Raw genomic sequence first — 20,358 nt, 5'->3', positions numbered from 1 at the left:
GAGAGTCGTGCGGGCATGGTGGATCGCACCTCCGCATGCCTTGTCCGTCGGTGCCCGGGAACTCCGGACAGGACAAGAACATCCACCCGCGGCCCCTCAACTCATAAGGTTTCAGGGGGTTTCAGGGTGCTCCGAACCTGGACCCAGCAAGCGTCGGCAGCGCTATGTTGAGTGTGCATGCGGGCCGATAGGAGGACCTGATGACCGGGTATCCGACGGAGTTGTTACACCACCCCCTGTCCTACGCGCGGGTCGAGGCCGGCCTGGGCAAGACCAAGTTCGCCCAGTTGATCCGCCTTGAGGGGCGGGGCCTGGGGTACAACCTGGGAACCACCCGCTCGACGGTCTTCAAGTGGGAACGCGGAGACCATGCGCCTGACGACATCACCCAGATGGTTATCGGGCGGGTGCTTCGAATCTCTGACGCCGTGCGCTTGTCGGGGCCGTGGCCGCGCTGGTTGCTTGCGGGGGACAACACCTTCGACCTTGCTGCGCCTTGGACGCAGGAGGCTACGCTGAAGTCCCTGACCTCACTTGCTGGGAGTGGACCTATGGACCGGAGGGCTTTTCTCGGTATCGGTGGCATGGCACTCGTGGGTATCGGTGCCCAGTGGGCGACGGCCGATCCAGCCATCGCCGCAGCTGCGTCCGGTGACAGGGTCACCTCTGCCACCGTGGATCACATGCGCGGCAGGGTGGAGTCTCTGCGCAGCATGGAGCAGGTGACGGGCGGCGGTGAGTTCCTGGAGTCCGCCCGGACAGATCTCCGGCTGATCATGCGCATGTTGGAGAACGGCCGGTACACGGAGGAGACGGCGAAACAGCTCTACGTGCTAGCCGCCGAGGTGTGTTGTCTCCTGGGCTGGATGAGCTATGACGCCAGCCTCCACAGTGCCGCTCAGCAGCACTACGCCGTGGCTCTCCGTTCCGCCAAGACTGCGGGTGATGACACGCTCGGGGCGCACACTCTGTGCTTCATGGCCACCCAGGCGGCCAATCACCAAGAACAGCTCGCTGCTGCCGGGTTGATGGATACCGCAGAAGCCGTCCGGGGGCGGGTGCCGGCCATCATGGGGGCCTCGCTCGCCGCCCATCAGACCACCGTCTACAACAAGGCCGGCGACAAGCGGAAGGCGGCAGCGGCGCTCAACCGCGCGTTCGATGCCCTAGGTCGAGTCGATGCCTCGGACACTCCTTCCTACCTGGCCTGGTTCGGTGAGGCGCAGCTCCGGTCCACGGAGGGTCGCTTCCTCCTCACCACGGGGCAGGCAGAAAAGGCCACCGAGGCGCTGGAACGCTCGGTCACCGAGGCTGCACCACGCGACAAGGCGGTCCGTTACGGCACCTTGGCTCTGGCCTATCAGAAGACCGGTGACCTGGACGGTGCGCTCGACGCCACGTACAAGGCCGCCGATCTCATCGAAGACGGCATCCACTCGCGGCGTGGCGTGGAACGCCTGCAAGATGTCCGTCGTGCCTTTCGGCCCGTCAAGAATGAGCCGAAGGTCCGGGAGGTCTCGGAGCGAATCGCCGCTCTGGCTGCGTAGCCGTCGCTTGGCGCCGCCGTTGACTTGCGCCGGGCGATCGGTGACCTCTGACAAGTGGTCTTGACCGATTGCCAGGCGACTTTGACCGTTCCTAGTCACCACCGCTGGTGGTCCGCGTCAGGCTCCGGCGCCGGCGCTTCTCGGAGCGACGCACCAGCTCGCTTGCGGCGAGCGTCACGGTCGCCACGTGGCGGACCCAGCGGGGACCGCCACGCTCCGCCCACACCACACATGCACACCCGCCGATGGCGAGCACCAAGACGCCGAACAGCACCAGACCAACCATGTACTTCACCCCTGCGTTCAGTCGTACGGTCCTGCTGATCGTCTCAGACTAGGAAGGGCCCCAACGGGATGTCCGACGGAAACGACATCTGGCCCACTGCCTCTCCCGCTTCTGGGCCTTGTCTTGAAAACTGTCGTGGCGGCAACGTCACCGTGGGTTCAAATCCCACAGCCTCCGCAGGTGGACGGCCCCTGACCAGGGATTTCCCGGTCGGGGGCCGTTTCTTTGCCCCTGCGCCGTCGATCCGGTTGATCCACGGGTGACGGTTTTGGCCGTGCGTGGCCGCTCTGTGGTGGTGAGCGGCAGAGGCGGTCGTGGTGCTGGTCAGTCGGAAAGCTACGGGTGTTGGTGCTGCCGGCGGAGGCCCGGCTTGTCACCGATCCAGTCGGAGCGGGCGTCGGTGGCGATCTGCTGACCACCGATCCAGTCGGAGCGGGCGTCGGTGGCGATCTGCTGACCACCGATCCAGTACGCCCCGTATGCGGCGGCCTGGCCCGTACGCTGCCGGGCCACGCATCCACGCCCGGACGCGTGGCCTTGTCTCATTCCCGCGTCGAGCCCCCGGCGCTTGGGGTGGTGGGTGAGACTGCCCGAATGCTCGATCTCATAGCAGTGGTGTTCACAGCGCTGTTTGTGCTGGCGTTCTGGGGGTTGGTCACAGGAATCGTCGGTTTGCTGGCGTTTGTGATCTTGCGGTTGCTTGACCCCGGCGACCGATGGCGCGTGCGCGCGACTGCCATGTCCCTTGGCGCCCGCGTGGTGGCCCTGGTGATCCTGGGGTGGGCGAGAGTCGTACGTGAGGCCGCACGGGTCCGCGCGCGGTCAACCGGGCGATACCTGGCGTGGGCCCGCCGGGGGTTCGGCCCGTCTGCGAATCGGTTGTTCCCGCGGTCGTACGCGGTGCGCAAAGCGGTGGCGCGGTGGTATGAATCCATCCCGGCGGCGTTCCTCTTGTACGTCGTCAAGGCGTACGTCTTCCTACAGGTAACCCTGAACGCCGGTGCACTCGTGACAGCCCTGACGCGGGGCACGGTTGGCCTGTGGGAGAGGAGCGGTCAAGCGGCCGAGGCGGCCGAGGCGCACGGTGCCCTCATCACTCGCGTGGACACGCCGCCCGGCGTCATGAAGGGTCTCGGTGACGGGGCCATTGATCCGCTTGCTTCGACCGTTGCGACGTTCCGAAGGGTGGCCGAGGCCATCGCCGGTACGGCCACGCCGTATCTGTCAGCGCTTGCAGATCCTCTGGGCCGGCCCAGGGACGCCGCAACGGCCGTGGTGGCGTTGGTCCTGACGGTGGGGGCCCTCATGGCGGTGCGGGCGGTCCTGGTCGCGGTCGGGTTCCTGGCACCTCCCACCCGGTACCAGCAGGAGAAGAAGACGGCGCACCTCGACCCCACCCCGCGATTCGCGGCAACCCGGGCACTGCTGAGCCTGCGGGTGGGAGCGGCCAGGAGGAACAGGCCCGTGGTGGACCTGGTGCGGTGCCTGGCCCGGGTGGGATACGCGCGCCGTCACTATCTCCGGATGGCCGAGATCCGTGAGCCCTTGGCCGCCCCGCGGGTGCACCTGGCAGAAGCCGAGCGTGTGGTCTGGTCGGCCTGGCGTACGCGGCATACGGCCGTGCGGGGTGTTCAGGCGGCCCGGTTCAAGCGGCACGCGGCCGATGTGGTGGGTGCCCTGCGGGCCGTTGAAGCGCGGCAGGACTCCGACGCAGACACCAGGGCGGTGTTCGATGAGATGGCGCGCCTGTTGGCCAAGATTGCCGAGCGGTACGCCCAGGGCCGCACGCTGGCCCTGTTGGACCCGGACGACCTCGAGGGCGTCACGGCGGCCGTGAACCGGGAATGGGTCCGGCTGGTGATCCTGGGCGCCGGTGTATGCGGGGTGGCTGTGGGCGGTGCGCTCCTGGATCTCCCCGACCAGGTGACGGCACAGGTGACGGGGGTGTCTGCGCTGGTCTTGGTTGCGCTCCTGTACGGCGTCCGGTTGGCTCCCACGGATCTCATGGACGTGGTGCGGGGCCAGAGCCGTAAGTAACCGGGAGCCTGCCAGGGCCAGGGAGCGGGTCACACCTCCGGAACTGGGAGACGGTGAAGACTGACCATCCCCACTGGTCGTTGTCGTCGAGGCCGGCGTCGAGCGCCGAGTGCGCGTCGCTCTTGCCGACCTGCGTGCAGGCCTCGGCGAGAGCGGGCCGGCACCCCGAGGGAGCAGTCTTCCGGCAGGAGCGTGCCCCTCCCACGGAGTCCGGTGTGAGCGTCCCGAATGTCTGCAGCTCACGCCCCGTGGAGGAGGTGTGGACGAGAAGCGGCCAGCAGTGACCGTCCGTTTGACTTCGTGCCCGCTCGATCCGCCCGTTGGCCGCTTGCCGTCGAGCAACTTGGCGTAGAAGCGGTAGAGCACGGCCACGCTGTGGACGGTGAGCCGGGCCGCTCAGCCCAGGCAGGGCGCCGGGCCGGCCAATGCCCCGGCATCGAGAAACGACCTTACGTGGCAGACCCTTACGCTGAGATCATGGTCAGGGAAGAGCCGTGCGTCGTTTGGTCGTTGGACGGTTTCAGCAAGCAGGACGAGCTTCTGCGTACGCAGCGAGCGATCAGCCGGGAGCAAATCATCAAGCTTCGCGAGGTGATCACCCCGGATGCCGACGATCCCTGGATGACCTACTGCTACGAGGTACCTCTCGACGTCTGGACTGCAGTGGAAGAGATCCTGCAATGCGGCCCGGCTGATCCATGCCTTGATTACCAGCTCTCCGCCAGCGCTGGCGATTGACCGACGGATTGCAGTGGTCACCGTGCTGTGGACGTCCTCCAGGGCGTGGGCGACCAGGGCGTGGGCGACGGTTCAGGCCCCGGTCCGGCGCTCCGGTTTCCCGGCGGATCGCCCTACGGTGAAGATCGTTTGCGTGACGATTCCGCACGGCGCGCGGCTGGAAGAGTCGCCCCTTCCTTATGAAGGAGTTTCGATGCCCGATAGGAACACCCCCTCACTTGCGGGCCCCAGGACTCCGGAGGAGGCCGTGGAGATGGCTCGCCCCCACTACGGCTGGTGTCGGCCCGACGGCAGTGCCGGGCAGCTGATCGCCCGGGAATTCAGCCACGGGTACATCATCCTGCCGGACCAGTTCCCGCCTGCCGCCTCGCCTTCGCAGCCGGCGCCCGCGGTGGGATGCGCCGTCATCGACAAGGAGGACGGGAGGATCATGCACCTCCCGTACATGGGAGTGGAGGGAACTGCCGAGTTCTACCTGCAGCAGCGCGGACCACGGGGCTGATACGAGCAGCAGTTTGACCGGGCTGCCCGCCGGCGCGGTCGGTAGCCCCGACGTGAACCGGCCCGGGTTGGGGGCGGCGTGGGCGCTGTCTCAGGGCCTTCCCTCCCCAAGGAGACCGGAAGGTACGCGTTAGGTGCAGATGCAGTCGGACACCCTTTACCACCCGCGAAGCCGCCCATGCGGAAGGGGCACCCCGGAAACGGGGCGCCCCTTCCGATCGGCTCATCCACCGACCTGCTGCGCAGGGTGTGGGATGTGACCCCACGGTGACATCGCTGCCACGCCGGTGGTCACGACCGGGCCCGGTACCAGCACAACACTGCCCCTGACCTGCCCGGTTCGGCCCGACTATGCGCGGATGCGCACCCGGGACGAGCAGTCGGAGCCGAGCGGGCCGACTATGCACGCCCGCATCGTGTAGGCGGTGCCTTCGGGGAGGTTTCCGCCCTTGCAGGAATCGTGGCCGGGGCTCTTGCTGGTGGCGGTCCGGCCGGTGCTGAGCTCGCCCCGGATGCCCTCAGAGTTGGAGAACTGGTCGCTGGCGCACAGCTTGTCGCCGTCCGCGTTCCACTCGACGTAGCCGTGGACCTTGCCCCTGGCCTTGGCGACGATGCGGACGTCGCCGTTGGAGTAGGTGTAGGTCTTCCAGCTCATGCCGCTGTCGGCGGAGGCGGGGGTGGCGGTAAGACCGGTGAGGGCGCCGGCGAGCAGTCCGGCAGAGGCGAACGCGGCCAGGGTGGTACGTATACGCACGAAAGATCCTTTCACGTGGGCGTTGATCACGTCTATTGAAGACCATGTCGATCAACGGTCACTCAACACCCCTTCTACGAGCGACAGTTGCCGGCCCCGCAGCGCCGGCACCAGATCCCCAAGGAACGGGAACTGAGCCGTGCGGAGCGTGCGTATGCGGTGGGCGTGATCTGCCGGTGGATCGAACGCGAGGTGGCGGGCGTGGGCTCCTCGGGCGCGGGGCCCTCGGGGGAGGACAGGAGTCCGTCAGCCGCCGGTGGCGTCGGTTGGGGCGGTTGCGCCCAGCGCATCGTCAATTGAGCGGAGTGGCCCGGTATTCCTGGCCAGGCAGGATCTTCGCGTACCACGACCGTCGGGGTTGAACTCATCGGTTCGCACTGCTCGACTCTGCCCATGGCCACGGACCCCAGCGAGTACGAGGCGGCAGTGCCGATCTTGGCGGCCCACCTGGCGAAGATCGAGCGTGCGGTCGGCCGGACCCGTGCCCTTTGCGCCGGGCAACCGTACGACACAGTCCGCCAGGTGCTTGCCGAAGGACTCATCCGGGAAGGCGCGCAACGGGTCGTTCCACAGGTCGTCGACGACCTGGCGTGCCAGATCGCTGAGGACTCGGGTGAGGCCCCTTTCTGACATCCACAGCTGACCTCAATGACGGCGCGGGGCAACCGGACCGGGGCGGAACCCCGGAGGAAGAACTCTTCGCTGAGGTGGGATTCTCGGCAAAGCGGGAAAGGTGATGGATGTCTGGCGCGATGGGAGCTCTCCGGTGAGGCGTCTGACCCAACATGCGGTCGTCGGATCTGCCCTGTTGCTTGCGTGCGTTGCATGTACATCGGCGGAGGGTGAGGGTAATCGTTCCGCCCTCCCCGCGTCCGCTTCCGCCGAGCATTCGCGGCTGTTTCAGCTTCCAGTGGTCAATTTGCCGGACGATCCACTAAACGAGCAGGATGGTTCGAGCGGACCGGAGAAGCGGAGGGTGATCGGGGAGGTCCGCAATGGGGCCGACCGGATCATCGTTTACGTCGCGGGGCGGAAATGCGGTCTGGCGACTACGCGTGAGGGCGACCAGAAGAATCTTTCCCTTCACGTGCTCGACGCTTGGCCGAAAGATGGCACTCAAGGCGCTGCCGACCTTCCCTATGGGCCCTACTCGGGTACTTCGGTCAATGGGTCGGGTGGCACCTGGGCATCTCTTTCCTGTGGGAAGGATGCAATGGTGGTGAAGTTCTCCTCCCCGAACCTCTCCAAGGCTTCGAAATATCGGGGTTCGCTTGATGTCGTCAAGCCGACGAGTGCGGAGCGTTCGGTGTCCATTGTTGTAGGGGAGAGAGGGGTCAGGGAGAAGGTCAGGGCTGGTCTTCATTCTCATTCGTGAGTCGTGGGTCGTGAGTCGTGGGTCGTGAGTCCACTTGATGTGCGTCGCCTGTTTCTCGGGCTGCTTCTCTGACGTGTTAATTCGCGCGACCTCGGCTATAGGATCGAGGGGGAGCACTGTCTTTCATGGGACCCTTCGATGTCCCATCCGCTGCCTCGTCCGCTGCCTCGCTCGCTTGATCAACGGCTGGATGCCCTTGCGCGGCATCCGTTTCGTGCGAAGTTTCCTCTGCGCGGCCGTGAGCGGGCCACTGCCGAGTTGAGCGGGCCGGCCACGATGCGGTGGCATGCCTACGACCTCATTGCCAAGCGGCTGGCAACATGCGACGGCGTCGTGCTGTCTGGCGGAAATGAAAGAAGTTTTCCGCCCTATTCGATGCAGGGGGATTCTGGGGCGGTTGATAATGGGGATTTTCTTGTGCCGTAGAGTGGTGGTGGGGAATGGAATTGGATTGTCGTCGAGATGCGGGAAGTGGGAGAGGTCGCCGTGGGTGCGCGTAGGGCGGGGGTGGTAGGTGGGGTGCGGCGGGGGAATGTGGTGATCCGGCGGGCCGAGGAGCGGGATGCGGGGCGGCTTACGCGGCTGGTGCGGAGATCTCGGGCTTATGAAGGGCGCTATTCCTCGATGGTTGAGGGGTATCGGGTGGGGCCGGATTACATCCTGGCGCATCGGGTCTTTGTCGCCGTGGAGGAGTTGCCCGGTGAGGAGGGTGGCGGCGAGCGGGTGGTGGGGTTCTATTCGCTGATGGTGGCGCCGGCCGAGCTGGACTTGATGTTTGTGTCGGACCAGGCACAGGGGTACGGCATCGGGCGCCGGCTGGTGGAGCACATGCTGGGGGAGGCGCGGAGCGCCGGGATCGGCAAGGTGCGGGTGGTTTCGCATCCGCCGGCCGAGGGCTTTTACCGCAGTGTGGGCGCCAGGTTGGCCGGAACGGTGCCCGCGGATCCGCCGGCGGTGAGGTGGGACCGGCCGGAGCTCGAATTCGTGGTGGTTGATTAGCCGGGGGCGCGCACCGGGACACGGACCGGGAGTAAATCGGTGGCCAGGTGGGCTCTCGGCAGTGAGTGTGGGGGGATGACGCGAACTTTTGAGGAGCTGGTGGCCGAGGCCGAGGCCGTGTCGGTCGAGGGGTGGGACTTCTCGTGGCTGGCGGGGCGGGCCACGGAAGAGCGGCCCTCGTGGGGCTATCAGCGGGCGATGAGCGAGCGGTTGGCGCGGGCGTCGGCGGCGCTGGACATCCAGACGGGTGGCGGTGAAGTGCTTGCCGGGGCGGCGAAGCTGCCGCCGGTGATGGTGGCGACGGAGTCCTGGCCGCCGAATGTCGCCAAGGCCACGGAGCTGTTGCATCCGCTCGGCGCGGTCGTGGTGGCCGACGAGGATGAGCCGCCGCTGCCGTTCGGCGATGCGGCGTTCGACCTGGTGACGAGTCGTCATCCGGTGACCGTGTGGTGGGAGGAGATCGCCCGCGTGCTGCGGCCCGGGGGTACGTACTTCTCCCAGCAGGTCGGTCCGGCGAGCGTGTTCGAGCTGGTCGAGTACTTCCTGGGGCCGCAGCCGGAGCACGTCCGGCGGGCCCGTCACCCCGAGGATGCGCGCCGGGCGGCGGAGGCAGCCGGCCTGGAGGTGGTCGGTCTGCGTGCGGAGTCGCTGCGGACCGAGTTCTTCGACATCGGGGCGGTCATCTACTTCTTGCGCAAGGTGGTGTGGATGGTTCCCGGGTTCACGGTTGAGCAATACCGGGAGCGCTTGCGGGAGTTGGATGAGGTGATCCGTGCGGAGGGGGCGTTTGTGGCGCATACGAGCCGGTACTTGATTGAGGCGCGTCGGAACTGACCTTCCATGTCGCCGCCCTCCCTCTGGCCCTAACACCTCTACCGTCCCTACCGCCTCTCCGCCCGTTTCCCCTACGGGATCCCGCGCTTGCCGCCCCCCTGCCGGTGGCGGGCAGCCGAGGCGATCGTGGCGCGCGCCTCCTGTGCTGACAGGCCGGTGTGGCGGGCGGCCTCCGTCAGGCGGGCGGCGAGTTCCTGGCCGAGGCCGGACTCGTCGGCGCGGCAGGCGGCCCAGAAGAGGCGGGCATTGCGCTGGCCGGCCGGGGAAGCGCGGACGAAGCGTACGAGCGCCGCGGCGGGCTGGGGCGGGACATCGGGCGCGGGCTCACGGCGGGCGGACGGGGGCGGGGCCGTGAGGAGCGTGAGCAGGGCGTCCGGTACGGGGGCGGGACGCTGCGCTGTGTCCGGCGCCAGGGCGTAGTGCCCGTGGACGGTGAGTGAGCCGGGGCCCACGAGGTAGCCGCCCGCGCCGCGGATATCGATGCCGGGCGCGAGCCGGCCGGCCGAATTCGCAATGACGGGGGTCGGCGGGCCGGTGAGCCAGAGGTGGCGGCCGCCGCTGGGGGTGAGGACCGTGATCGTGGGCGGGATCGGGAAGCCGTGCTGTTCGGCGAGGAAGCGGAGGGCGGTCAGGCCGTCGGCGCCGTGTTTGGTGTCGAGGTCGATGCCGATGAGGTGGTGCGGGGGCCGGCCGCAGGCGAGGCCGTAACCGGTGGCCCAAGGGGCGACGGCGAACATGCGGCGGATGGTGAGCGAGTCGGTGCTCGCGTCGTGTACGCCGTGCCCGAGCCGGCCGCACTCGCCGCGGCAGGGCGGGACCTCGGGATGCCCGCGGTGCGGGGACCGGAGGGCCGGAAGTTTGTTGCGGGTCAGTGGGAAGACGGGGTAGCCGCGGTCGGCGGCAAGGAGGGCGTGGGCGAGGGCCGCGGCGTGCGCATCCGTGGCGTGCGCATCCGTGGGCCCGGTGGCCTGGGTGGGCCCGGTGGGACGGAGGGCGAGGGGCTGCGGCTCGGGCCGGTCCTCCGGCTGCGGCTCGGGCCGGTCCTCGCTCAGCGGCTTGGGACGGACCTCCGTCGGCGGGCCGGCCGATGTCCCGGTGTCCGGCGGGCCGACGGGTCTGCCGGTGTTCGGTGTGCGGGCCGGTGTGCCGGTATCCGGCGGGGTGGTCGGTCTGCCGGTCGGTGTTCCGGTGGGGCGTCCATGGCGTCGGTGCAAGGCCATGGATCTATTTTCGTACGAACGTTCGACAAAGGGAAGGGGGGCGCGCGTGAACCGGTCCGCGCGCCGGTTGTGGTGGCCGGGCGTGTGGGGTGCACGTATGCGTGGCGGGTGGGCCGTGGCGGGGTGCTGTGCCGCCGGTGGGCTGCCGACGGGGAGGTTCGTGCGCCGGCCGGGGTTTACCCGGGGTTCCTCATGCTTGCGGGGGAATCGACTCTTCGTGGCGGATTCGCCGGGGATTGATGGGCAAGCCTGAGTGCGCGACGTCGAAGCAAGCATCGTGGCGGTCGGCCAACTGCCCGGTGAGCAAGCGGAGTTCCATCGATCCGAGCGGCCCGGGCGGCCCGAGCGGCCCGGGCAGTCCGGGCAGTCCGAGCAACGCAAACGATCCAAGCAGCCCAGACGATCCGCAAGCAGTCCTGACGATCCAAGCGACTCAAGCGACTCAAGCGATCCGAGTGGTCCGAACGATCCAGGCAACCCGACCGATCCAAGCGATCCCGGCGACCCAAGTGATCCAGTAGTCGTGTTCCGTAGGAGGAAGAGACATGGCAAGTACCCGTACCGCCCGCGTCATCGCCGTTGCTGCCGCACTGCCTTTCGCGGCCGCACTCTTCACGGGCGTGGCGCAGGCCGACAACGGCGGCTTTGCGACGGGTGGGTCGAGCTCGGCGGCGACGAGTCAGACGGGAACCGGTGTCGGGGGCAGCAACTTCGGTAACTCCACCACCGGTCAGCAGGTCGCCAATGGCGCCGGCGCCTCCAACCAGAACAACACCGCGAGTGTGAACGGCTCCGGCCCCACGCGTATCGACCAGACCAACGCCACCGTCAACTTCACGAACCTCTGGTGACCCGGCCCGCCGTAAGGGGAGGCGGCGGCTGACCGAGGGGTGATGCGTCAGGGGCGGCACGGAGAGAATGGGGCTTCTCCGGGGTTCACTGCGCCGGCCTTGACAGCGAGCGGGTTTCTGACGGACAGTCAGAAACCCGCTCGCTCGTTCGTGCGCCGGGACCCTCCGTCCGTCCGCCGGGGCCCTGTGCACCGGACGTACGGCCACCAGAAGGGGAGCCGCCGACGTGCACCTCGCCCCCACCGCGCGCCAGGAGCAGTTGCGCACCGAACTCCGTTCGTACTTCCGCGAGGTGCTGCCGGACGGGCCGGTCGAGGACCCCGTCCAGCAGCGGGCGGTGCTCCGCCGGATCGGCGCCGACGGCATGCTGGGACTGGGGTGGCCGACCGAGTACGGGGGGCAGGGCCGCGGCGCCGACGAACAGTTCGTGTTCTTCGACGAGGCGTACCGCGCGGGCGCCCCCGTCTCGATGGTCACCCTCAACACCGTCGGCCCGACCCTGATGAAATACGGCACCCGGCGCCAGAAGGACTACTTCCTGCCGCGGATCCTCAGTGGGGAGCTCGTCTTCGCGATCGGCTATACGGAACCCGAGGCCGGCACCGACCTCGCCGCGCTGCGCACCCGCGCGACCAGAGGTGTGACGGGAGAAGCGACCAGAGGCGCGACGGTAGCGGCGACCAGAGGCGCGGCGAGCGGGACGGCCGACGGTGACGATCACTGGCTGATCAACGGCGCCAAGAGCTTCACCAGCAATGCCCATCGCGCCGACTGGATCTGGCTCGCCTGCCGCACCGACCCCGACGCCCCCCGGCACCAGGGCATCTCGATCATCCTCGTGCCCACCGACGCCCCCGGCTTCTCCTGGACGCCGATCGAGACGGTCGGCGGGCTGACGACCACCGCCACCTACTACGACAACATCCGTGTCCCGGCCGGGAACCTCGTAGGGGAGGAGCACGCCGGCTGGCAGCTGATCACGCACCAACTCAACCATGAGCGGGTGGCGTTGGCGGCGATCGGTATGCAGGCCGAGGACGCCTTCGAGGCGGCGCTCGCTCATGCCCGTACGCCGGATGCACAGACCGGTGAGCGGCCCGCCGACCGTCCGTGGGTGCGGTCCCGGCTCGCCGAGGCGCACGCCCGGCTGGCCGCCACCCGGCTGCTGAACTGGCGGTTGGTCGGTGACGTGGGCGCCGGGACGCTGGGGCCGGGCGACGCCGCCGGCGTCAAGTTCGCCGGGACGGAGAGCGCCGTCGAGGTCTACCGGATGTGCCAGGAGGTGGTGGGCGACGCCGCCCTGGTGCGCGCCGGTTCGCCGGGCGCCTTCGGGGACGGCGAGCTGGAGCGGATGAACCGCGCGGCGCAGATCAACACCTTCGGGGGCGGAGTGAGCGAGGTCCAGCGGGAGATCGTCGCGTCGATGCGGCTGGGGATGCGGCTGGGGAAGCGGAGGGGGCGGTGATGAGCCAGGTGCAGCTCACCCACGAACAGCTCAAGGCCTACGAGGGCCGGCCGACCGGGACCGCCGGTGTGGGAAAGGACCTGGTCAACGAGCCGATGATCCGGCACTGGTGCGAGGCCGTGGGCGACGCCAACCCCGCCTACCGGGGGCCGGACGCCATCGCCCCGCCGGCCATGCTGCAGGCCTGGACGATGGGCGGCCTCTCCGGCCACACCGACCGCTCGGGGGCGTACGGCGAACTGTCCGCGCTGCTGGACGACGCCGGGTACACCTCCATCGTCGCCACCGACTGCGAGCAGGAGTATCTGCGGCCGCTGCGCCCCGGCGACCGGATCACCTTCGACGCGGTGATCGAGTCGGTGTCGGAGCGCAAGACCACGAAGCTGGGGACCGGGCACTTCCTCACGACCCGGATGGACATCCGCGCGAACGGCGACCCGGCCGGCACCCATCGCTTCCGGGTCCTCAAGTACGCCCCGGCGGTGCGGGACCCCAAGACGGCCGAGCGGGCGCGGGCACCTCAGCAGTCGGATGGTGCCGGCCAGAAGCCGGACGCACCCCAGCAGCCCCGGGCCCGGCGGCCCCGCCCCGTCGTCAACCGCGACAACGCCGGCTTCTGGGAAGGCGTCGCCGGGCACCGGCTGCTGATCCAGCGCTGCACGGAGTGCCGGACACTGCGTTTCCCCTGGTTGCCGGGGTGCAACGGCTGCGGGTCGGCGGAGTGGGACACCGTCGAGGCGAGCGGCGCGGGAACGGTCTTCTCCTACGTCGTGATGCACCACCCGTCCTTCCCGGCTTTCACGGTGCCTGCTTTCACGGCTCCCGAGCACGGCGGGGACGCTTCCGGCCCCTACGCGGTCGGGCTGATCGAGCTCGCGGAGGGGGTACGGATCGTCAGCAATGTCATGGGCGTCCCCGCCGACAAGGTGCGGATCGGGATGCCGGTACGGCTCGCGTTCCTGCGCGTCGACGAGGAGTTGGAGCTTCCGGTCTTCCACGCGGAAGAGGGCGGTGAGGGGTGACATGGACTTCACTCCCACGCCGGAGCAGGCGGCGGCCCGCGAGCTGGCGGCGCGGATATTCGGCGACCTGTCCACGCCCGAGCGCCTTGCCGTCTGTGGCGGCGACACGGACGCCACGCTGTGGAAGGCCCTGTGCGCGGCCGGTCTGCCGGGCGCGGTGGAGGAGACCGGCCTGCTCGGGCTCGTGCTGATGCTGGAGGAGCAGGGGCGTACGACGGCGCAGGTGCCGTTCGCGGCGACCTGTGTGTACGGACTGCTGGCGATCGGCGCGCATGGTGGCCCGGAACAGCGGGCGCGGCTGCTGCCCGCGCTGCGGGACGGCGACGCGATCGCCACCGGGGCGTTTCCGGCGCGGCGCGGCGGTGTACGGGCCGAGCGCACGGCGGACGGTACGGGGCGGCTGACCGGCACCGTCCCCGTGGTGCCGTGGCTGCGCGAGGCCACCCATGTACTGGTGCCGGACGGGACGGCGCGGACGCTGTGGCTCGTACGCACCGACGACGCCGGGGTGCGGCGGGACCCGGTCGAGACCACCGCCCCGTGGTCGGCGGGCCGGCTCACCCTGGACGACGCCGCTGCCGAAGGCCTGAACGGGCGGGCCGCCTTCCACCTGCCGGCGGCCACGTACGCCGACACCCCCGCTGCCCCCGATGCCGACCCCTACGCCGACCCCCACCCCACCCCCTACGCCGACGTCCTCGCCCTGGCCCGCACCGCCTTCGCCGGCCTCCAGGCCGGGGTCTGCGCCGGCTCCCTGGCCCGGGCGGTGTCCCACACCACCACCCGCGAGCAGTTCGGCCGCCCGCTCGCCACGAACCAGGGGGTGCAGCTCCGCGCCGCCGACGCCTGCATGGACACCGAGGCCATCCGCGTCACCGCCTACGAGGCGGCCTGGCGCCGGGATGCGGGCCTGGATGCCGGGCCGCATGCGCTGACCGCCGCCTGGTGGGCGTCCGAGGCGGGTACCCGTGTGGTGCACACCGGCCAGCATCTGCACGGCGGCATCGGCGCCGACGTCGACCACCCCGTCCACCGGCACTTCCTGTGGGGCAGACAGCTGGCCGGGTATCTGGGGCCCGGGGCGGAAATCCTGGACGAATTGGGGGAGTTGCTGACGTCATCACCTAGGGGCGGCGGAGACTCAAAGGAGAAGGAGAAGGAGAAGAAGCCCAAAGGGGACGGAGACGGAGAAGAGGACCGGAAGGAGACCGGATGAAGGCCGGTGACGAACTGCCGAAACTCACCATCCCCCTCACCCGCACCCTGATCGTCGCCGGGGCGATCGCCTCCCGCGACTACCAGGACGTGCACCACGACCCCGAGGCGGCCCGGGAGAAGGGCTCCCCGGAGATCTTCATGAACATCCTGACCACCAACGGACTCGTCGGCCGCTACATCACCGACCACTTCGGGCCGCGCTGCACCCTGCGCAAGGTCGCCATCCGCCTCGGCGCCCCCAACTATCCCGGAGACAGCATGGTGTTGAGCGGCACCGTCACCGAGGTGACGGACGGTACGGCGGTGGTGCGGATCGTCGGCGCGAACGGCATCGGCCACCACGTCACCGGCACGGTGACCGTCAGCCTCCCGGAGGACACGGCATGAGCGTCCACCGCCCCGACTCCCTCGGCGGCCGGGCCGCCATCGCCGGGATCGGCGCGACCGAGTTCTCCAAGGACTCCGGCCGCAGCGAACTGAAGCTCGCCGTCGAAGCCGTACGCGCCGCCCTCGACGACGCCGGGCTGACCCCCGCGGACGTCGACGGCCTGGTCACCTTCACCATGGACACCAACCCCGAGATCACCGTCGCGCAGGCGGCCGGCATCGGTGAGCTGTCCTTCTTCTCCCGGGTCCACTACGGGGGCGGCGCGGCCTGCGCCACCGTCCAGCAGGCGGCCCTGGCGGTCGCCACCGGCCTCGCCGAAGTCGTCGTCTGCTACCGCGCGTTCAACGAGCGCTCGGGCCGCCGCTTCGGCTCCGGCGTACAGCAGCGGGAGCCCACCGCGGAGGGCGCGGCGCTGGGCTGGAACCTCCCCTTCGGCCTGCTCACCCCCGCCTCCTGGGTCGCCATGGCCGCCCAGCGCTACCTCCACACCTACGGGCTGACCCCGGACGCCTTCGGCCCGGTCGCGGTCACCGACCGGCGCCACGCCGCCCGCAACCCGGCCGCGTACTTCTACCGCAAGCCCATCACCCTCGCCGACCACGCCGCCTCCCGCTGGATCGTGGAGCCGCTGCGGCTGCTGGACTGCTGCCAGGAGACGGACGGCGCCCAGGCGATCGTGGTGACCTCGCCCGAGCGGGCCCGCACGCTGCCCCACCCGCCGGCGCTGATCACGGCCGCGGCGCAGGGCGCGGGCCGCGCCCAGGAGCAGATGACCAGCTTCTACCGCGACGACCTGACCGGCCTCCCCGAGATGAACGTGGTCGCCCGCCAGCTCTGGCGCACCGCCGCCCTCACCCCCGCCGACATCGACGTCGCGATCCTCTACGACCACTTCACCCCCTTCGTGCTGATGCAGCTGGAGGAGTTCGGCTTCTGCGCCCCGGGCGAGGCCTCGGACTTCGTCGCCGCGGACAGCCTCCCCCTGAACACCCACGGCGGCCAGCTCGGCGAGGCCTATCTGCATGGCATGAACGGCATCGCCGAGGCCGTCCGCCAGCTCCGCGGCAGCTCCGTCAACCAGGCCGGCAGCCCCGCCCATGTCCTGGTCACGGCCGGAACCGGGGTCCCGACCTCCGGGCTGATCCTGGGCGCGGACGGCTGAACGTCCCCTCGGCGGTGGGGCCGTGTCAGGGGCGGAGGTCCGTCCCCGGTGGGGCCGTATCAGGGGTGGAGGTCCGTCCCCGGCAGGGCCGTGTCAGGGTGGAGAGCCGCCACCGGCAGGGCCGTGTCCGGGGCGGGGGTCCGTCACCGAATCCCCTCCGGGACCGGTGCGCGCACGACCCCGGACCCTAGGGGTCCGCCGGCCCCCGTCCCCCCAGAGTAGGTAGAGCCGGCTCCACCCCTACAACTTGAGAGGGATGCCGCTTCGGCACCTTGGGGCGATCCGCCCGCCCGCCGTCGCTTCTAGCGTGGTCCACATGACCACGCCAGTGTGCACCAGCGCTTCGACCGCCGCTGTGTTCCCGACGTTCTCGTCCTATGTAGGGGCCCGGGGGCCGGTCCTGCTGCGCACCGCGCGGTCGCTGTCCACCAACCCGAACGACGCCGAAGACCTCCTCCAGACCGCCCTGACCAAGACCTTCGTGGCCTGGGACCGGATAGAGGACCACCGCGCCCTGGACGGCTATGTCCGCCGCGCGCTGATCAACACCCGCACCTCCCAGTGGCGCAAGCGCAAGGTCGAGGAATTCACCGTCGACGAGATGCCGGAGCCGGACCCGCTGCCCGCCCCCGACCCGGCCGAACTCCAGGGCCTGCGCGACGCGATGTGGCGCGCGGTGATGCGACTCCCCGCCCGCCAGCGGGCCATGGTCGTCCTCAGGTATTACGAGGACCTGAGCGAGGCCCAGACCGCCGAGATCATGGAGGTCTCGATCGGCACGGTCAAGAGCGCCGTCTCCCGCGCCCTGGCCAAACTCCGGGAAGACCCGGAACTGGCGGTGATCGCCTGAAGCGGTGGTGTGGCCATCGCCGGCTACGAGGTCGCCTTGACCTCCGGCCGGGCCGATGCCAGGGACCGGGGCGGCCGCCAGGTCCCGGTACCGGTATCCGGCCGGGCCGTGCACAGCCCGCCAGGTGTGGGCGAACAACGCGGTCAGCTGCCTGCTGACCGATTCGCCGGAACGATTGGCGCTGGAATCCAGGTGCAGCAAAGACGTCACCGGTTCTCCCGTCACTTCAGTTGCGTTGCGTTGCGTCCGTCATGAGAGGTGACGGAGCCGGACAGGGAAACGTGACCGGTGGACGAGCGTGAGGGGTTGTCACGCGATACGGCGACGGTGCCGACAGCGGGGCTGTCAGGTTTCGGGCCGGCTCTCCCGTCCGGCCGCGTAGCGCGCCGGTGTCGTGCCCACATGGCGGGTGAAGTGCCGGTTCAGATGGGACTGATCATGGAATCCCAGGGCGGTCGCGACCTCCGCCGGACGCCTGCCGTCGAGCAGCAGCCCGCGAGCCCGCTCGATGCGCTTGCCGGTCAGGTAGGTGTGCGGCGGCAGGCCGTAGGTCTGCTTGAAACAGCGGATCAAATGGGTGGGGTGTGCGTGCAGGACGGCGGCGGCCTCCTGCAGGGACAGGCCGGTCGGCAGACGGGCATCCAGCAGCTCCCGTAAGGCGGCGGCCAGGCGGTTCGCCTCGCGGCCAGGCGTACGCGGCGGCTGGAGCGCGTCCAGGTGGAAGCGCAGCCGTTCCCGGATGAAGGCAAGCCGGGATTCGGCTTCGAAGGCGTCGTCCGTACGCGCCTCGCCCGCGTGCCCGTCGCCCGCGTGGCCGAGCGACGTATGCAGCTGGTGGATGCGATGGCGCAGCAGCGTATCGCCGAAGACCGGGCCGTCCACCGCGCGGCCGGTCAGGCCCTCGGGAAGCACGGCCGCGTCGAGGTAGAGCACGCGCTTGCGGAAGCCCGCCGCGGTGACCGTCCTGCCGTCATGGGCGACCCCGGGAGGCAGCAGGACGACCGTGTCGGAGCCGGTCACGCCATGACGGTGGCGGTCACAGGCGAAGTCGACCGCCCCGTCATTGAGGATCATCAGGGCCCAGGTGTCATGCGTGTGGGACGGGTACGCGTGCTCGGTGAAGTGCGCGTGGAAGACCTCGGCGATGCCCGGGACCGGCGGCCGCCAGGCGCTGATCGTCGTACGGGGCGGGCCTCCTCCTGTCATGCCAGGAACGTACAAGACCGCCGGAGCAGGGGCACGGCAGTCTCAAGGCATGACCAACTCTCCCGCTCCCGTCAATCTCACCGACAAGCTCTCGCAGTTCAGCGACCTGTGGTCACAGAAGAAGATCGCCGACCTGAACGACTACGAGGTCAAACTCGCCAAGCTGCACGGGGAGTTCGTCTGGCACACGCACGAAGACACCGACGAACTGCTCATGGTCGTCAGCGGCCGGCTCACCATCCGGCTCAGGGACGGTGATGTGGTCCTAGGCCCCGGCGAGCTGATAGTCGTTCCCCGAGGCGTCGAGCACTGCCCGGTGGCCGAGGAGGAGACCGCCATCCTTCTCTTCGAACCGGCCGGCACGCTCAACACGGGTGACGCGGGCGGGCCCAGGAGCAAAGCGCCCGAGGCCCTTTGACACGTCGGCGCCCCGCCGCGGCCTTCTCCCTGCTTCAGGGCCGGTAGCTGCACTCCGCCAGCGTCGTGTGCTTTTTCCAGCCCAGCGTCTCGTACAGCGCGCGCCCGGCATCGGTCGCGCCCAGAACGCCGAGGACCGCGCCCGTCTCCAGGGCGCGGTCGGCAAGCGTCCGCATCACGAAGTTGCCCAGCCCGCGCCGCTGATGGGCCGCCTCGGTCACCATCCGGTCCACGACCACAGCTTCCCCGAGGGATGCCATCTGCCCCTGGGACGCCAGCTCGCCCGCCGCATCCAGCACCCGAGCGTAGGTGACGGCTCCCATGGTCTCCACGGTCGCGGTGTACCCCGCAGGCGCGACCGGGTCCGTGGCCATCAGGTCAACGGCCATCAGATGGCCGGCCTCCTCCATCACCCACCCCTGAGGCAGCCAGGACTCGATCTCCTCCGGCTCCGCGGGCATCTTCATCCAGGTCCGCGGCACGGACACCGAGGCCGCGGCGCTGCGAACCAACGACTCCTCGGCCTCGGGCAGGACATGGCGTCCCACTTCGTCGGGGTTGCCGGCCACCTCGATAGAGAACCCCCAGGGCTTCTTGACAGGCGGAGGCGTCCGCCGGGACAAGGCCCAGCCCGCCACCCAAGTCCTGACGATGTCCGCAACCATCAAGCCCTCCCGAAGCTGTGGCCGTATCAACGGCCAGGTAATAGGCAGCAGCCAGGATCACACATTACGCTGCGGTGCAGTCTGCGGCATCTGTTTTGTCGGGGTGCAGATCCTGAAGGGCCGTCGCGAAAGATCACAAACAGCACCGCTGAGCAACCGCCACCAACCAGCAGCCGCTGCGAGGACGCCGCCCTGCCCGCCGGCAGCAGCGAAGGCGCCCTGGACTCCGTCTGCGGTCTCGACCCCGCCGACCCCAACGTCTGCCCCGGCACCGCGCACGAGACAGGCTCAGGCGGCAACTGTCAGGAAGCTCTTATGCCGGAATGGTCGATTCAATGTGACTGTGTACACAATAAGTTGACATGGAGCCGACCCTGCGTAAATTGATCTTGGTTTTTCTAGTGGATCAGCCCAGACAAGGGGGAACGGTCATGCGTGCTTTGGTGAAGACAGCGGCGTCCGTCAGCGCGGGAGCCCTGGGGCTGCTGGGGCTGGCGGCAGCGCCGTCCTTCGCGGCGGAGAGTGTTTCGGCGAAGGCCGGCACGTGCTACGTCTACAACGCCACCAAGGGCACGCTCAACGTGCGCAGCGGCCCGGGGGAGCGGTACTCGACCATCGGGACGATCGCCAAGGGCGGAAAGCTCCGTTGTGGCTCTCTCCAGGACACCACCATCAAGGGCTCGTGGTACAGCGCCTGCGGTGGAAGTGCCGACTGGACGAACGTGAGGATCAGCGGGCAGGACGGCTGGGTTGCCGCCGAGTGTGTCGGCTTCGGCGTCTGATCTGTTCGCCAAGTCCGCTTAGGTGAGCCCACCCCCGGCAG

The 20,358-nt window shown here is 69.2% G+C and carries 23 protein-coding genes; 17 read left to right on the top strand and 6 right to left on the bottom strand.

Going from position 1 to position 20,358, the window contains the following annotated elements; translation table 11 throughout:
- Positions 1-200 precede the first annotated feature (200 nt).
- Positions 201-1,547: a transcriptional regulator gene (locus tag OHS81_RS17090; protein WP_328385610.1), complete on the top strand. Its 1,347-nt coding sequence runs from the start codon at positions 201-203 to the stop codon at positions 1,545-1,547.
- A 91-nt stretch (positions 1,548-1,638) separates the two neighbouring features.
- Here the strand turns inward: OHS81_RS17090 and OHS81_RS17085 are convergent, their stop codons facing one another.
- A complete protein-coding gene (locus OHS81_RS17085) occupies positions 1,639-1,833 on the bottom strand; it encodes a hypothetical protein (protein WP_328391216.1) in 195 nt (64 codons plus the stop codon).
- A 336-nt stretch (positions 1,834-2,169) separates the two neighbouring features.
- Positions 2,170-2,346, bottom strand: coding sequence for a hypothetical protein (locus tag OHS81_RS17080; RefSeq protein WP_328385609.1), 177 nt, complete (start codon positions 2,344-2,346; stop codon positions 2,170-2,172).
- Between the two features lie 81 nt (positions 2,347-2,427).
- Between OHS81_RS17080 and OHS81_RS17075 the strand changes: the two genes are divergently transcribed.
- The 3 genes from OHS81_RS17075 (at position 2,428) to OHS81_RS17065 (ending at position 5,110) form a co-directional block, all read left to right on the top strand.
- Complete coding sequence (locus OHS81_RS17075) at positions 2,428-3,870, top strand: hypothetical protein (RefSeq protein ID WP_328385608.1); 1,443 nt, start codon at positions 2,428-2,430, stop codon at positions 3,868-3,870.
- 477 nt (positions 3,871-4,347) lie between these two features.
- Positions 4,348-4,608, top strand: a complete 261-nt coding sequence (locus OHS81_RS17070; RefSeq protein ID WP_328385607.1) for a DUF7683 domain-containing protein — start codon at positions 4,348-4,350, stop codon at positions 4,606-4,608.
- A 193-nt stretch (positions 4,609-4,801) separates the two neighbouring features.
- Positions 4,802-5,110 carry a hypothetical protein gene (locus OHS81_RS17065; protein ID WP_328385606.1) on the top strand — a complete coding sequence of 103 codons (309 nt, stop codon included), beginning with the start codon at positions 4,802-4,804 and terminating at the stop codon, positions 5,108-5,110.
- A 348-nt stretch (positions 5,111-5,458) separates the two neighbouring features.
- Here the strand turns inward: OHS81_RS17065 and OHS81_RS17060 are convergent, their stop codons facing one another.
- Positions 5,459-5,863: a hypothetical protein gene (locus OHS81_RS17060; RefSeq protein WP_328385605.1), complete on the bottom strand. Its 405-nt coding sequence runs from the start codon at positions 5,861-5,863 to the stop codon at positions 5,459-5,461.
- A gap of 393 nt (positions 5,864-6,256) precedes the next feature.
- On the opposite strand from OHS81_RS17060, the gene OHS81_RS17055 reads away from it, so the two are divergent.
- From OHS81_RS17055 to OHS81_RS17040, 4 genes are all read left to right on the top strand, one after another.
- Positions 6,257-6,493 (top strand): hypothetical protein, encoded by a 237-nt coding sequence (locus OHS81_RS17055; protein WP_328385604.1) that lies wholly within the window; start codon positions 6,257-6,259, stop codon positions 6,491-6,493.
- 883 nt (positions 6,494-7,376) lie between these two features.
- Positions 7,377-7,664 carry a DUF4186 family protein gene (locus tag OHS81_RS17050; protein ID WP_328385603.1) on the top strand — a complete coding sequence of 96 codons (288 nt, stop codon included), beginning with the start codon at positions 7,377-7,379 and terminating at the stop codon, positions 7,662-7,664.
- 36 nt (positions 7,665-7,700) lie between these two features.
- Positions 7,701-8,237, top strand: a complete 537-nt coding sequence (locus OHS81_RS17045; protein WP_328385602.1) for a GNAT family N-acetyltransferase — start codon at positions 7,701-7,703, stop codon at positions 8,235-8,237.
- Positions 8,238-8,312: 75 nt separating this feature from the next.
- Entirely contained in the window at positions 8,313-9,071 is a 759-nt protein-coding gene (locus tag OHS81_RS17040; RefSeq protein WP_328385601.1) for a class I SAM-dependent methyltransferase, read from the top strand.
- A gap of 71 nt (positions 9,072-9,142) precedes the next feature.
- Here the strand turns inward: OHS81_RS17040 and OHS81_RS17035 are convergent, their stop codons facing one another.
- On the bottom strand, positions 9,143-10,123 hold the full coding sequence (locus tag OHS81_RS17035) for a bifunctional DNA primase/polymerase (RefSeq protein ID WP_443058855.1): 981 nt from the start codon (positions 10,121-10,123) through the stop codon (positions 9,143-9,145).
- Between the two features lie 713 nt (positions 10,124-10,836).
- Between OHS81_RS17035 and OHS81_RS17030 the strand changes: the two genes are divergently transcribed.
- From OHS81_RS17030 to OHS81_RS17000, 7 genes are all read left to right on the top strand, one after another.
- Positions 10,837-11,142, top strand: coding sequence for a hypothetical protein (locus OHS81_RS17030; RefSeq protein ID WP_129295224.1), 306 nt, complete (start codon positions 10,837-10,839; stop codon positions 11,140-11,142).
- A 226-nt stretch (positions 11,143-11,368) separates the two neighbouring features.
- Positions 11,369-12,607 (top strand): acyl-CoA dehydrogenase family protein, encoded by a 1,239-nt coding sequence (locus tag OHS81_RS17025; RefSeq protein ID WP_328385600.1) that lies wholly within the window; start codon positions 11,369-11,371, stop codon positions 12,605-12,607.
- Positions 12,607-13,629, top strand: coding sequence for a bifunctional MaoC family dehydratase N-terminal/OB-fold nucleic acid binding domain-containing protein (locus tag OHS81_RS17020; protein ID WP_328385599.1), 1,023 nt, complete (start codon positions 12,607-12,609; stop codon positions 13,627-13,629). The genes OHS81_RS17025 and OHS81_RS17020 overlap by 1 nt, the downstream gene beginning before the upstream one ends.
- Position 13,630: 1 nt before the next feature.
- On the top strand, positions 13,631-14,845 hold the full coding sequence (locus OHS81_RS17015) for an acyl-CoA dehydrogenase family protein (protein WP_328385598.1): 1,215 nt from the start codon (positions 13,631-13,633) through the stop codon (positions 14,843-14,845).
- Positions 14,842-15,234 carry a MaoC family dehydratase gene (locus tag OHS81_RS17010; RefSeq protein WP_328385597.1) on the top strand — a complete coding sequence of 131 codons (393 nt, stop codon included), beginning with the start codon at positions 14,842-14,844 and terminating at the stop codon, positions 15,232-15,234. The genes OHS81_RS17015 and OHS81_RS17010 overlap by 4 nt, the downstream gene beginning before the upstream one ends.
- The gene (locus OHS81_RS17005; protein ID WP_328385596.1) at positions 15,231-16,397 is read left to right on the top strand and encodes a lipid-transfer protein; all 1,167 of its coding nucleotides are present in this window, start codon (positions 15,231-15,233) and stop codon (positions 16,395-16,397) included. The genes OHS81_RS17010 and OHS81_RS17005 overlap by 4 nt, the downstream gene beginning before the upstream one ends.
- A gap of 316 nt (positions 16,398-16,713) precedes the next feature.
- Positions 16,714-17,247, top strand: coding sequence for a SigE family RNA polymerase sigma factor (locus OHS81_RS17000; protein ID WP_328385595.1), 534 nt, complete (start codon positions 16,714-16,716; stop codon positions 17,245-17,247).
- Positions 17,248-17,592: 345 nt separating this feature from the next.
- Here OHS81_RS17000 and OHS81_RS16995 read toward each other — a convergent pair whose 3' ends face one another.
- Positions 17,593-18,453 (bottom strand): helix-turn-helix domain-containing protein, encoded by an 861-nt coding sequence (locus OHS81_RS16995; protein ID WP_328385594.1) that lies wholly within the window; start codon positions 18,451-18,453, stop codon positions 17,593-17,595.
- A gap of 49 nt (positions 18,454-18,502) precedes the next feature.
- Here OHS81_RS16995 and OHS81_RS16990 point away from each other — a divergent pair, with 49 nt between their 5' ends.
- A complete protein-coding gene (locus OHS81_RS16990) occupies positions 18,503-18,871 on the top strand; it encodes a cupin domain-containing protein (protein ID WP_328385593.1) in 369 nt (122 codons plus the stop codon).
- Between the two features lie 34 nt (positions 18,872-18,905).
- Here the strand turns inward: OHS81_RS16990 and OHS81_RS16985 are convergent, their stop codons facing one another.
- Positions 18,906-19,439, bottom strand: coding sequence for a GNAT family N-acetyltransferase (locus OHS81_RS16985; protein WP_328385592.1), 534 nt, complete (start codon positions 19,437-19,439; stop codon positions 18,906-18,908).
- Between the two features lie 527 nt (positions 19,440-19,966).
- On the opposite strand from OHS81_RS16985, the gene OHS81_RS16980 reads away from it, so the two are divergent.
- A complete protein-coding gene (locus tag OHS81_RS16980) occupies positions 19,967-20,317 on the top strand; it encodes an SH3 domain-containing protein (protein ID WP_328385591.1) in 351 nt (116 codons plus the stop codon).
- Positions 20,318-20,358 lie beyond the last annotated feature (41 nt).

Origin of the sequence: Streptomyces sp. NBC_00400, assembly GCF_036048035.1 — a bacterium.
Taxonomy (GTDB): Bacteria; Actinomycetota; Actinomycetes; order Streptomycetales; family Streptomycetaceae; genus Streptomyces.
The sequence above is the reverse complement of the archived record's forward strand: the minus strand, read 5'-3'. Positions and strand labels throughout refer to the sequence as shown.